Source organism: Pseudomonas sp. Leaf127 (assembly GCF_001423155.1).
GTDB lineage: Bacteria > Pseudomonadota > Gammaproteobacteria > Pseudomonadales > Pseudomonadaceae > Aquipseudomonas > Aquipseudomonas ovata.
On the sequence record NZ_LMOA01000024.1, the window covers coordinates 264,820 to 276,754 of the forward strand.

Consider the following 11,935-nt stretch of genomic DNA (forward strand, 5'->3'; position numbering starts at 1 on the left):
ATTCAAAGGAAGTGACGATGACCCAGGATATCCTGCTCACCCAACCCGTTCCGGCGCCCATCGACGCCCGGCTCCTGCACAGCTACACCGTCCACCGCCTGTACCTGGCCGACGATCAGGACGCCCTGCTCAATGCGGTCGGCCCGCGCATTCGCGGCGTGGTCACCGGGGGCGCCAAGGGTTTGTCCAATGCGCTGATGGACCGTTTGCCCAACCTGCAGATCATTGCCATCAGCGGCATCGGCACCGACGCGGTCGACCTGGACCACGCTGCCGAACGCGGCGTGCGGGTCACCACCACGCCGGGCGTCTTGACCGATGACGTGGCCGACATGGCCATGGGTCTGCTGATCATGACCCTGCGCGACCTGGCCGTCGGCGAGCGCATCGTGCGCACCGGCCAGTGGGGCCGGGTCAACCAGCCGCTGGCGCGCAAGGTCAGCGGCACGCGCATCGGCATCGTCGGCCTGGGCCAGGTCGGCCACGCCATTGCTCGTCGCGCCCAGGCGTTCGGCATGAGCATCCAGTACAACGACTTGCGGGAGCAGCCACAGACCGGCTACCGCTTTTTCCCCGACCTGCTGGAGCTGGCGCGCCACAGCGATGTGGTGGTGTTGGCCGCCTCGGCTGACCTGGGCCGGGCGATCATGACCCGCGAGGTATTCGAGGCGCTGGGCCCCAAGGGCTATTTCATCAATGTCGCGCGCGGCAAGCTGGTCGATGAAGACGCACTGATCGCCGCCCTGCAAGACGGCACCATCGCCGGTGCCGGGCTGGACGTGTTCGTCGACGAACCCAACGTCCCCGAGGCCCTGCGCACGCTGGACAACGTAGTGCTGCAACCGCACCGCGCCAGCGCCACCGAACAGACCCGCCTGGCCATGGGCGAAATCGTCCTGTCGCACCTGCAGGCCTGCTTTGCTGAAACCCAACGCAAGGCCGCCCTGCCGGCCTGACGCGCTTTCTCCTTCCAAGAACAACAGGGCCCCTCGAGGGCCTGCGGAGAACACCCAATGAACAGCAAAACCGTCCCGCTGGACGCAGCGGCGTCCGAGGCTCGCGTCGGTCGTCATCGCTTCGTCATCCTGGCACTGATTTTCGTCGTCACCGTGCTCAACTACGCCGACCGCGCCACCATGTCGATTGCCGGCACCGAGGTGGTCAAGGAACTGGGCCTGGACCCGATGATGCTCGGCATGATCTTTTCGGCCTTTGCCTGGGCCTATGCGCTGGGGCAGATTCCCGGCGGCTGGCTGCTTGACCGCTACGGCGCCCGTCGGGTGTACGGTTGCAGCCTGTTCCTGTGGTCGGTGTTCACCCTGCTGCAAGGCACAGTGGGCTGGATCGGCCTGGTGGGTTCCACGGCGGCGGTGGCGCTGTTCGGCATGCGCTTCATGCTCGGGCTGGTGGAGTCGCCGGCGTTCCCGGCCAACAACCGTATCGTGTCCAGCTGGTTTCCGACCAAGGAACGCGGCACGGCTTCGGCGCTGTTCAACTCGGCGCAGTACATGGCCGTGGTGGTGTTCGCGCCATTGATGGCCTGGCTGACCCACAGCATGGGCTGGGAACATGTGTTCCTGTGGATGGGCGGGCTGGGCATCGTCGCGACTTTCTTCTGGTTCGCCCTGTACCACGACCCGGCCAGCCACCCGCGCCTGGAAAAGGCCGAGATGGATTACCTCCGCGAAGGCGGCGCGCTGGTCGACCTGGAAGCCCGGCGCAAGAGCGAAAAACCCAAGACCCAATGGCGTGAAGTGGCGCAACTGTTCACCAGCCGTACCCTGTGGGGCGTGTACCTGGGCCAGTACTGCATCACCGCGCTGACCTATTTTTTCATCACCTGGTTTCCGATCTACCTGATCAAGGGCCGGGGCATGACCATCATGGAAGCGGGTTGGGTCGCGGCCTTGCCAGCGATCTGCGGGTTCTCCGGTGGCGTGCTGGGCGGCGTGGTCTCCGACTGGCTGATCCGCCGTGGCGTGCACCCGTCCCGGGCGCGCAAGACACCCTTCGTGATCGGCATGGCCTTGGCGGCCACCCTGGTGTCGGCCAACTACGTGGACGCCAACTGGATGGTCATCGCCCTGATGGCCCTGGCGTTCTTCGGCAAGGGCCTGGCGGCGGTCGGCTGGGCCGTGCTGTCGGACACCGCACCGCAAGGCATGGTGGGCCTGAGTGGCGGCGTGTTCAACGGCATCGGCAACACCGCCGGCATCATCACCCCGGTGGTGATCGGTTACTTCGTCGCCACCACCGGCTCGTTCGACTCGGCGCTGTGGTTCGTGGCCGCGCATGGCCTGGTGGCGATCTTTGCCTACACCGTACTGGCCGGGCGGTTCGAGCGGGTGGTGATTCGCAAGTAAATGCACGCCTCACCGCTGAACCGGTGGGAGGCGGCCGGCCTCTTCGCGGGCAAGCCCCCTCCCACAAGCGCTATGCAACGCTCAACACCGCGGCCAGCGTCTGCATCGTTCATACGCAAATGCACGCCTCACCGCTGAACCGGTGGGAGGCGGCTTGCCGGCGATGGCTGCCTCACAGGCACAGTAGAGGCTGCGGCCTTGCCGGCCTCTGCGACCGGGCTCAGGCCCCCGCCGGATTGATGTCCGCTTCGCCAACATGCACCGCCAGCCACACCGTGGGCTGGTCAGGGTCGGTAAAGGTCACGAGGTGCTCGGTGTCGGCCGGGATCAGCAGGTGGTCGCCGGGCGCCAGGACGGTTTCAGCGCCGTCCATCATCACCCGGGCGGCGCCGCTGACCACCATCACCCATTCGGCATGCGGCTGGCGATAAGGCCGGTCAAGGGGTGTGGTCTGACCCTGGGAGACAATGCGCTCGATGCGACAGCCGGGCGTGACCAGCAGGTCGGTGAACACCTCGGCGGTGCGGGCGTCGGGCAAGGGGGCGAACAGGTTGACGGGTGTGCTCATGAGGGTGGGTCCGTTGCCGCAGGGCGGGCAGGCACACATTGCATGCATGCCTGCCCGCTGCTGCTTTCAGCTCAGATGAAACCGTGCCGTATTGTCGTTCAGGGCACGGCTGCCTTTGCTCAGCGTATCAGCTGCCTGGTTGACTGCACGCGCGCCGTCCAGCAGGCGCCCGGCGGCCTGGTCGACCTGCTGGATATTGCCGCTGACTTCGTCGGCGGTGGTGGCTTGCTCCTCCACGGCGGTGAGGATCTGCGCCAGGGTGTCGGTGACGCCTTGTACGGCCGTGGCGATTTCGCCCAGGCGCACGCCCAGCCCGGTCACCGATTGCGCATCGTTGACGGCCTGGCCGCAGGCGACCTCCATCAGATTCACCGCCTGGGTCACGGTGGCACGCAGGCTGTCGACCGTGCCGGCAATCTGCGCGGTCGAAGCCTGGGTGCGCTGCGACAGGCTGCGCACCTCGTCGGCAACCACGGCAAAGCCCCTGCCCTGCTCGCCGGCGCGCGCGGCCTCGATCGCGGCGTTGAGCGCCAGCAGATTGGTCTGCTCGGCAATGCCACGAATGGCATCGACCACCGACTGGATCTGCTGGCCCTGCTCGCTGACCCGGCCCAGTGCTTCGGCCGTTTCGGTCAGGCGGCGGTTGAGTTGCTGGATGCTGTCGGTGGTGCGCTGGCTGTCGCGGCTGCTTTCTTCGGCGATGCGCCGAGTCTGCCGGGCGCTGTCGGACGCCTGCTCGCAGCTCTTGGCCACGCCTTGGGAGGTGGCGGCCAGTTGCGTGGCGGCGGCAGCGATCTGGCTGATCTGCTGTTGCTGTTCCTCCACCTCGTACAGTGTGTCGTTGGCCTGGGTATTGAGGGTCTGCACCGCCGAGCCCAGTTGCTGGGTTTCGTGGTTGACCCCTAACAGGCTGGTGCGCAATTGCACAACGGCCACGTTCAAGGCCCGGCTGATGGCCGCCAGTTCATCACGGCCCTGCACCGAGACCTCGACGCACAGGTTACCGTCACGCAGCGATTCGGCCAGCATAGTGATGCCGCTGGCGCTGCGCCGGATCGACGCCTGCAAACAGGCGAACAGGTACAGGGCGGCGAGCAGCAGCACGCCAATGGTCACGCCCACCGGGATGAATTCGCGGTTGGATTTGGCGTGGTAGTAGTCGAGCCGATCATTGAGCGACTGCAACGATTGCTGGCGCAGCGTGGCCATCTCGTCCAGCAAGCGGTCGACACTGCGCTCGAAGTCGACCGGCTTGAGCTTGATCGTGCCGCCAAACACCCCGTCGTCGAGCACCTTCAGTTCTTCATTGAGCACTTGCATGGTCGCCGCGTAACGGCCGGCCCAGCCTTGCAACTCCGGCGGCAGGCGGCTTTGCAGGGAATTGCCCGTTTTGAGCATCTGTTCGCGGGCGTCGTCAATGCGGCTGCGCAGGTCGCGCATCTGCAAGCGGCTCTGCAGGCTGAACTGGCCGGTGACCACCGAGGTCTGGCCAATACTGGCCATGCGTCCGATACGTTCGACCAGTTCAGGGGTCTGCTGGGTCGACAACTGCATCAACAGGTAGGTTTCCAGCCACGGGTCGAGAATCAGCCCGGTGTCCATGGTGATCTGGTCACGCACCGCTTGCAGATGGCTGATCGCCGTCGTAAAGCGATCATAACCGTCCGGCCACCAGCCCACGCTGCGCAAGGATTCAGTGTCCAGCCCCTTGACCGACGCTTGCAGGGTCTTGTAGCGCGCCTGCGTGTCGGCCCCGACCTTTTCACTGGCCAGTGCGGCCTCCAGGTTTTGCAGCGCCTGGTTGATGCGCGGCACGGCGGCGTCGATCTGGCTCATCACCTGACGCGCCTCAGGCGTGGGCTCACGCAGGATATCGATCGCCTTCCAGCGCGCGGCGCGATCACGCTGCGCCGACAGTTCGCGATCCAGCTCATCCATGGCCAGCAACTGGCGCACACCCGATTGCTCCTGGGCAATCACCGCCAGCTTGGCGCGGTACTCCACGCCAATCATCCACACACTGCCCAGCAACGGCAGCATGAACAGCAGGAACAGCAGCTGAAACTTGCGAGCAAAACCAAAACGTCCCAACAGACGCATACCCGGCGATAACAGGCTGTTCATGTCCCACTCCTGCACGTGAATACCCGGCTGTCGGGCGATGCCGGCAGGGGTATCTTCTTGCTACAAAGATAAACGGCAAAATGCCATGAAAATGTTTCCGAAGTGCCCTGTCGCGCGGTATCCCTGAAAAAGCCGGGGTGAACATTCCTGTAAGCGACACGGGCTCATCGGCCAACGTCATGGCGTTTAGCTAGCAAGAAGCGGACCGTACCGTTATCGGGCAATGCCCGCTGTCTCGTGCGCTGTTGTCGGGCGCTTTTCTGCACCATTTTTGTGCGGCGCGGCGACCTGAGCGTCACTGGAAGAAACAGCAGTGGGAACAAAACAGACGCCCGTTCTGTGGACCTGCGCTAAGCGATTGATCGCATGGAGATATTTTTTAAAATAAATGCTTGACGAGATTTCGTTTCGAGCGAATAATGCGCGCCACTTGGCTACATAGCTCAGTTGGTTAGAGCATAGCATTCATAATGCTGGGGTCCGGGGTTCAAGTCCCTGTGTAGCCACCAAGTACCGACCTAGAGACCCGCAAGTGTCTTCAGGTCAATCAAGAAGCCCGCCTCGTGCGGGCTTTCTTGTTTCTGGCGTTCCCATCCGGCCACTCTCCATACCCACCACCGTGTATGCCCTTGTGCCTGCGCTGAATCAGGGGTTACTGCCGGGGCATGAGCGCATATTGCGCCCTGCCCTGTCAGCGGATCAGACCGCCTGCACCCTGGCCAGTTGTTCGCCTTCAAGCCAGGCGCTGACGTCACTGGCGCGCATGGGCCTGGAGAACAGGTAGCCCTGGGCCCAGGCGCAGCCGAGGCTTTTCAGGGCGTCGAGTTCGGCGGCGGTTTCCACGCCTTCGACGATGCATTCCAGTTGCATGTCCTGGCACAGGGCAACCAGCGACTTGACGATCTTGAAGCTGGCCGGGTCGAGGTGGATGTTGGTGATGAAGGTACGGTCCACCTTCAGCTTGGTCAGCGACAGCGCGTGGATCTGGCTCAGGCTGGAATAGCCGGTGCCGAAGTCGTCGAGGGAGATGCCGCAGCCCAGTTCGCGAAACCGGCTGATCGCTCGCTGGGTCTGCGGCAGGTCCTGGATGGCCGCGGTTTCGGTGATTTCCAGATCGAGACAGGCCGGGTCAAAACGGCTGCTCTTGATCAGCTCGACGATCTGCTGGGCTGCATCTTGCGAACCGCAGTCGTGGGCGGACAAGTTGAATGACAGGCGGATACCCTCAGGCCAGCTGGCAGCCGCGTCCAGCGCCTTGCTCAGCAATGGCAGCGTGAGGCGGTTGATCATGCCGACGCGCTCGGCAATCGGGATGAAATCACAAGGCGGCACGTTACCCAGCTCCGGGCTCTCCCAGCGGGCCAGGGCCTCGAATGCGACGGTGTGCTCACTGTGAATATCCACGATGGGCTGGAACACCACATGAAACTCACGCTCCAGATCGGCCCTGCGCAGGGCCTGTTCGGTCAGCCCTTCGCGATTGAGCTGCTGGCGATGGGCGGCGCTGAACAGGCAGACCGTGCCGGGGCGGTGGCGCTTGCTCTGATACAAGGCATAGTCGGCGTATTCATACACCTGCGTGGCGCAGGAGGCCTGGTCCGGGAAGGTCGCGATGCCCAGTGACGCACTGATCTGAATAGGGATGTCCACCAGCAGAAACGGCTCGCGCATGCGGGCGCAGATTTTCTCGCCAAACACCCCCAGTTGGTCGTCGCTCATGACCTGCGTGATGATCAGGCCGAACTCGTCACCTCCCAGCCGGGCCAGGTGCACCTGTTCGTCGAGCAGCCCGGTCAGGCGCTGGCCAACCTGATAGAGCAGCTTGTCACCAATGCTATGGCCATACAGATCGTTGATCGGCTTGAAGCCATCCAGGTCGATCAGTCCCACGGCCAGGCGAATCTCCTGCTCGCGGGCGCGGGACAGCAGCGTATCGAGGCGGGAAAAGAACTGCCGCCGATTGGCCAGCCCGGTCAGGCTGTCCTGATTGGCCAGGTGAAGGTTTTCCTCGCTGAGTTTTGCCGTCTGCGCCTGCATGTTCACCAGCCGGGTGAAGTCGGCGTACTGCGCCTTGAGAATGATCAGCATGGCGATGGACACCAGCAGGACGTCAATCGCCGTGGCAATGAAGGTCATGATATTGGTGGACGCGAAGAACACCACGAACGCCGTGTTGACCACCGCCGTGGTAGCCAGGGCAGCTGGCAGCAGGTGCATCATGCAGAAAATGCAGCCAATGACGGTGATCGCCATATAAAAGGCGACATGCGCCTGGGTGTAGCTGTCGCCATAGGGAAACAGCGCCAGCGACCAGGCGGTGAACGCCACGGCGACAAACGGCGCGAGCATGTTGGTGCGCTTAAGCGCCGTGAGCATCTGCGCCGGGCTGCGCGCCTGCCTGCGCGTGCGTATCCATTCCGCCGTACGAATCACACCGAACAACGTCATGAGCAATGGGCAATACACCACCAGCCAGCGCGGCGCGACCGCAAAGTGGGTGCCCGCCAGCATCAGGGTGTTGATCAGCAGGATGAAATACATCATGGGCAATTGGCGAGAAAGCGCGATGTATTGCGCCTTGACCAGACCCGGGTTGTCCCTGGGCACGGACATCAACGCTCGCACGCCGAGCAGTGTTTTCTTCATCAGGCGGTGCTCTGAAAATACAACCGGATAAATAACCGAACGGATTATCCAGTCAGGGCCGAGCAGGGCTAAACACTGCTCTCATGGGATCGTGTCGGCCGATCCTCTTGTTTCTGCACCCTTTACGACTAGTGGCACTTTGATTGCGTTCCATCTACCGGTCGTAATGATTGCAAGCGAAGCAAGCCCCCTCGAACAGCCTCGACGGTTAACAGCCGATGGGCTGTCATCTGCGACGATTGACGCTTGCAAAGGGATCAGGTGATTGTAGCCAATCGACCGGTGGCTGCTTCGCAATCTTAGCGAGCATCGATTGCCCCACTCTGGCCAGCCAGATGTCGAACTCACTTACTGGCGCTAATAGAGAAGAAGATCCATTGCGCCTACGGACCGGGTTTACAGCAGGATCTGCAGGCATCGATTGCCCTCTGCCCTGCAAAGTAGCTCTCCTCGTTTGTGAGCACTTTACTTAGTCCACCACATGGACCAAGCTGCTTGATACCGACCTGAAGGAGGCCAATCATGCAGACCCATAATATCCACGCCGCTAAAACGCACTTCTCGCAATTGGTCGATGCCGCCGCAAGCGGCGAAACAATCATCATTGCCAAAGCCGGCATTCCCGTTGCCAAGCTGGTGCCGATTACAGCGCCAAGGCGGCGAGGAATGATGAGCCACGTCACATTCAACGCCGAGGCATCGGACGCCATGGATGCTGAGATTGCGGCGTTGTTCGAGGGCCGGGAATGAAGCTGCTGCTCGATACCCATGTGCTGGTCTGGGCCGCCACCAGCGATGCCAGGCTTTCACAGGCGGCAGCCCGTCTGATTGATGATGAGGCCAATACCTTGTATTTCAGCGCTGCCAGTATCTGGGAGCTGACCATCAAGGGTGCCGAGCGAACCGGGATCAACCCTGCGTTGCTGCGTAAGGAACTGCTCGATGCAGGCTATCTTGAACTGCCTATTACCTCTGCCCATGGTCTTACCGTGGGCAGCCTGCCAAACCATCATCGCGATCCGTTTGACCGCATCATGGCGGCCCAGGCGCTGGCAGAGGGGATCAGCCTGTTGACACACGACAGCGCCATGCATGCTTACCCCCATACCCTCATTATCTGACTTCAGGTGCCGACATCCGTCTGGTTGCGCACCGGCAGGATGCCGGGTATCGTTGGCCCCGTCACATTGCTGACAACGACCTTGGCGGGTCGAATGACTTATGGCGCAGCAGCGCCCCCATTGCGGTTTCAGGCGCTTTTTTTGTGCCTGCAATTTCGTGTTATGGCGGGTTGCGCAGGAGCACCTTCGGGTGCGCCGGTTTCCTAAGTCACCGGTCCGCCAATCCTGTGCAATTCGCCACCCTTCTCTGCTTGGCGGCAGACAGCGGTGGTTCTTATGACTTGGGAACTACAACCATGCAAACCCTCACTTCATCCCTGCCCCTCCCCCATCACGACATGGCCACCCTTGCCATGCCTGCAAGCATGCCTCCTCCCACGTAAGCACATCATCTTCTGAATCAATAAATGATCGCGCAGGCCATTGGCGCCGTCGCGAGGGTGCACAGCATTCCAGGGCCACAGGCCGGGTGGAAACCATCATGAAACAGCAAAACGGCGCCGTGGCGCCCACGGGATCGGCTTGCCCGAAAAAAGCCATTCAGGATCAGGACACTCATCGTCATGCGAGCGACTCCAGAACGTTCGATCATCTGCCCGACCTGTCGCCGCGCCCCGTGCAGGCGGTCGATCACACCGGCAAGCGACGCGGGAAAATGACAGCCATCGCCTGGGTCCGCGCCAGTCGTTCGGGTAAGGGCACGGTGTGGCTGTGCCGCTGCGAATGCGGCCGCTATGAATACCGGCGACCGGGCACTTGGGTGAGCAAGCCGCTTCCTGACGACAGGTGCGAAGTCTGCCTGCAGGCCAGGGGGCCGAACGCCCGGCAGACCGCGCCCAGGCGCTTGCAGCAGTGGCAGCAGGACATGCGTGACCTTGGCCTGACCGATGAGGAGATTGGCCTGTTGCAGGCACCCGGCGTGAACGTGGATACACGCGGCAGGACAGTGGCACAGATACGCGAACAGCTCGCCAAGGGCCCGACCTGATTGTCCACTTTGGATGGACAGTAAAACCCGTTTCAGCCGATTTATCCGCTCACAGCAAGCCATTAATCTGTACCCATGTTGAGCGATACCCCTGATTACCGAACTTCAAAACTCTCAGATAAAGGATCTACGCCATGACCACTCAAGCCACCAACGCCCCAACCTACAGCCGCCTGAACAAGGACGATGCCATCGTACTGCTGGTCGACCACCAGACCGGCCTGATCTCGCTGGTGCAGGACTTCTCGCCCAACGAGTTCAAGAACAACGTGCTGGCCCTGGCTGATCTGGCCAAGTTTNCTGGTCGACCACCAGACCGGCCTGATCTCGCTGGTGCAGGACTTCTCGCCCAACGAGTTCAAGAACAACGTGCTGGCCCTGGCTGATCTGGCCAAGTTCTTCGAGCTGCCGACCATCCTTACCACCAGCTTCGAGCAAGGCCCCAATGGCCCGCTGGTGCCAGAGCTGAAAGATATGTTCCCGGACGCGCCGTACATCGCCCGCCCTGGCCAGATCAATGCCTGGGACAACGAAGACTTCGTCAAGGCAATCAAGGCCACCGGCCGCAAGCAGNATGTTCCCGGACGCGCCGTACATCGCCCGCCCTGGCCAGATCAATGCCTGGGACAACGAAGACTTCGTCAAGGCAATCAAGGCCACCGGCCGCAAGCAGATCATCATTGCCGGTGTGGTGACGGATGTGTGCGTAGCCTTCCCGACCCTGTCGGCGCTGGCTGAAGGCTTTGAAGTGTTCGTGGTCACCGATGCGTCGGGCACCTTCAACGAGACTGTGCAGCAGGCGGCGTGGAACCGCATGAGCCAGGCCGGTGCGCAACTGATGAACTGGTTCTCGGTGGCTTGCGAGCTGCACCGCGACTGGCGCAACGACATTGAAGGCCTGGGCAACCTGCTGTCGCAGCGGATTCCGAACTACCGCAACCTGATGAATGGCTACGCGGCGCTGACCGCACGGTAAGCGGGCGGCCCGGTGTAGGAGCGCGCTTGCCCGCGACCGGCTGCGTTAGCAGTCGTAAAATTGTGGCGTTTCATCTATTTCTGCGAGCGCTGCGCACTCGGTCGCGGGTAAACGCGCTCCTACCGGGTCCATGTTAGCAGTCGTAAACTTTCAGCGTTTCGCAGATTTTTGCGAGCGCTGCGCACTCGGTCGCGGGCAAGCGCGCTCCTACCGGGTCCATGTTAGCAGTCGTAAACTTTCAGCGTTTCGCAGATTTTTGCGAGCGCTGCGCACTCGGTCGCGGTGGTCCGGCATTCCGGCAAGCGCGCTCCTACCGGGTCCATGTTTGCTGAGCGAAAGCGCTGTGACAGTGGCACAGGATGATCTCCTGCGCAGATGCAGTGCTGGCTGGGGGATGGCGGGGCATGGAGGCCAACGTTTATTCCAGCAACCAACTGGCGATGGCGAAGATCAGCGCCACGCCTATGACCAGCAACAGCACCAGCCAGGTCAGGCGCCAGATAAAGCTGCAGACACGACGCCAGAGCGGCCGGTTGGGGTTTGATCGGGAGGGGCCGATGTCGAGCAGGTCAAGCAGGCCATCGCCCAGATCACCAATGTCGCCGCTCATGGACGCCCTCTTCCGGTCTTGAGGTGTTTCGGGCGCGAGCGGCGTGTGGGGGTGCCTTGTGCAGCGGCCTTGAGCAGCCGCTGAAATGTGGGGCACTGGGCATGGTCCGGGGCCGGGCACACCGCCGCATGGCGCAAGCCGTTGCTCATGGCCTTGAGCGTGCGAATGGTGGCGTCCAGCTCATCGGCCTTGGCCAGCAAGGCTTGCCGGTCGATGTTCATCTGGCCATTGGCCGTGAACATCAAGCCGATTTCATCCAGGCTGAACCCGGCCGACTGGCCCAGGCCGATCAGCGCCAGTTGCTCCAGCACCTGTGGCGCAAACCGGCGCCGTTCGCCCTGCTGCCCGAGCGAGGCGATCAAGCCTTTCTCTTCGTAGAAACGCAGCGTCGAAGCGGGCAGCCCCGATCGCTTGACCACCTCGGAAATATCCATCGCCCTGCCCCTTCACCTCAAGTTCACTTGAACACACAGGCTGACCCCAAACCGTTTCCGGGTCAATCCGACAGAACATTTGCGAAGAGATCCCGAACAAGGTAT

11 protein-coding genes, 1 tRNA gene and 1 pseudogene are annotated in these 11,935 nt (G+C 62.3%); 8 read left to right on the plus strand and 5 right to left on the minus strand.

Annotated elements, in window-relative coordinates; translation table 11 throughout:
• Positions 1-17 precede the first annotated feature (17 nt).
• Together ASF84_RS25935 and ASF84_RS25940 are read left to right on the plus strand one after the other, a co-directional pair.
• Positions 18-956 (plus strand): 2-hydroxyacid dehydrogenase, encoded by a 939-nt coding sequence (locus ASF84_RS25935; protein WP_056841759.1) that lies wholly within the window; start codon positions 18-20, stop codon positions 954-956.
• 57 nt (positions 957-1,013) lie between these two features.
• Positions 1,014-2,363, plus strand: coding sequence for an MFS transporter (locus ASF84_RS25940; protein ID WP_056841760.1), 1,350 nt, complete (start codon positions 1,014-1,016; stop codon positions 2,361-2,363).
• Positions 2,364-2,583: 220 nt separating this feature from the next.
• Here ASF84_RS25940 and ASF84_RS25945 read toward each other — a convergent pair whose 3' ends face one another.
• Both ASF84_RS25945 and ASF84_RS25950 read right to left on the minus strand, forming a co-directional pair.
• A complete protein-coding gene (locus ASF84_RS25945) occupies positions 2,584-2,931 on the minus strand; it encodes a cupin domain-containing protein (protein WP_056841761.1) in 348 nt (115 codons plus the stop codon).
• Between the two features lie 66 nt (positions 2,932-2,997).
• Positions 2,998-5,055: a methyl-accepting chemotaxis protein gene (locus ASF84_RS25950; RefSeq protein ID WP_056841762.1), complete on the minus strand. Its 2,058-nt coding sequence runs from the start codon at positions 5,053-5,055 to the stop codon at positions 2,998-3,000.
• Between the two features lie 432 nt (positions 5,056-5,487).
• Here ASF84_RS25950 and ASF84_RS25955 point away from each other — a divergent pair.
• Positions 5,488-5,564, plus strand: a tRNA-Met gene (locus ASF84_RS25955).
• Between the two features lie 190 nt (positions 5,565-5,754).
• Here the strand turns inward: ASF84_RS25955 and ASF84_RS25960 are convergent.
• The gene (locus ASF84_RS25960; protein WP_056841763.1) at positions 5,755-7,701 is read right to left on the minus strand and encodes a putative bifunctional diguanylate cyclase/phosphodiesterase; all 1,947 of its coding nucleotides are present in this window, start codon (positions 7,699-7,701) and stop codon (positions 5,755-5,757) included.
• A gap of 522 nt (positions 7,702-8,223) precedes the next feature.
• Here ASF84_RS25960 and ASF84_RS25965 point away from each other — a divergent pair.
• The 5 genes and pseudogenes from ASF84_RS25965 to ASF84_RS29870 all read left to right on the plus strand — a co-directional run bounded on the left by ASF84_RS25965 (position 8,224) and on the right by ASF84_RS29870 (position 10,786).
• Entirely contained in the window at positions 8,224-8,451 is a 228-nt protein-coding gene (locus ASF84_RS25965; protein ID WP_056841764.1) for a type II toxin-antitoxin system Phd/YefM family antitoxin, read from the plus strand.
• Positions 8,448-8,822, plus strand: a complete 375-nt coding sequence (locus ASF84_RS25970; RefSeq protein ID WP_056841765.1) for a type II toxin-antitoxin system VapC family toxin — start codon at positions 8,448-8,450, stop codon at positions 8,820-8,822. The genes ASF84_RS25965 and ASF84_RS25970 overlap by 4 nt, the downstream gene beginning before the upstream one ends.
• Before the next feature lie 481 nt (positions 8,823-9,303).
• Positions 9,304-9,810, plus strand: coding sequence for a hypothetical protein (locus tag ASF84_RS25975; RefSeq protein WP_056841766.1), 507 nt, complete (start codon positions 9,304-9,306; stop codon positions 9,808-9,810).
• Between the two features lie 300 nt (positions 9,811-10,110).
• A pseudogene (locus ASF84_RS30375) lies at positions 10,111-10,383 on the plus strand (hydrolase); the annotation flags it as partial.
• A 1-nt stretch (position 10,384) separates the two neighbouring features.
• Positions 10,385-10,786 carry an isochorismatase family protein gene (locus ASF84_RS29870; protein WP_442963089.1) on the plus strand — a complete coding sequence of 134 codons (402 nt, stop codon included), beginning with the start codon at positions 10,385-10,387 and terminating at the stop codon, positions 10,784-10,786.
• Positions 10,787-11,204: 418 nt separating this feature from the next.
• Here the strand turns inward: ASF84_RS29870 and ASF84_RS25990 are convergent, their stop codons facing one another.
• Both ASF84_RS25990 and ASF84_RS25995 read right to left on the minus strand, forming a co-directional pair.
• On the minus strand, positions 11,205-11,396 hold the full coding sequence (locus ASF84_RS25990; RefSeq protein ID WP_056841768.1) for a hypothetical protein: 192 nt from the start codon (positions 11,394-11,396) through the stop codon (positions 11,205-11,207).
• A complete protein-coding gene (locus ASF84_RS25995; RefSeq protein WP_056841769.1) occupies positions 11,393-11,830 on the minus strand; it encodes a helix-turn-helix domain-containing protein in 438 nt (145 codons plus the stop codon). Before ASF84_RS25995 ends, ASF84_RS25990 begins: the two co-directional genes overlap by 4 nt.
• Positions 11,831-11,935: the final 105 nt, after the last annotated feature.

Bases quoted from the DNA above. Each gene is read 5' to 3' on its own strand.
- ASF84_RS25935 (WP_056841759.1), top strand. From the start codon at position 18: ATGACCCAGGATATCCTGCTCACCCAACCCGTTCCGGCGCCCATCGAC.
- ASF84_RS25940 (WP_056841760.1), top strand. From the start codon at position 1,014: ATGAACAGCAAAACCGTCCCGCTGGACGCAGCGGCGTCCGAGGCTCGC.
- ASF84_RS25945 (WP_056841761.1), bottom strand. From the start codon at position 2,931: ATGAGCACACCCGTCAACCTGTTCGCCCCCTTGCCCGACGCCCGCACC.
- ASF84_RS25950 (WP_056841762.1), bottom strand. From the start codon at position 5,055: ATGAACAGCCTGTTATCGCCGGGTATGCGTCTGTTGGGACGTTTTGGT.
- ASF84_RS25960 (WP_056841763.1), bottom strand. From the start codon at position 7,701: ATGAAGAAAACACTGCTCGGCGTGCGAGCGTTGATGTCCGTGCCCAGG.
- ASF84_RS25965 (WP_056841764.1), top strand. From the start codon at position 8,224: ATGCAGACCCATAATATCCACGCCGCTAAAACGCACTTCTCGCAATTG.
- ASF84_RS25970 (WP_056841765.1), top strand. From the start codon at position 8,448: ATGAAGCTGCTGCTCGATACCCATGTGCTGGTCTGGGCCGCCACCAGC.
- ASF84_RS25975 (WP_056841766.1), top strand. From the start codon at position 9,304: ATGAAACAGCAAAACGGCGCCGTGGCGCCCACGGGATCGGCTTGCCCG.
- ASF84_RS29870 (WP_442963089.1), top strand. From the start codon at position 10,385: ATGTTCCCGGACGCGCCGTACATCGCCCGCCCTGGCCAGATCAATGCC.
- ASF84_RS25990 (WP_056841768.1), bottom strand. From the start codon at position 11,396: ATGAGCGGCGACATTGGTGATCTGGGCGATGGCCTGCTTGACCTGCTC.
- ASF84_RS25995 (WP_056841769.1), bottom strand. From the start codon at position 11,830: ATGGATATTTCCGAGGTGGTCAAGCGATCGGGGCTGCCCGCTTCGACG.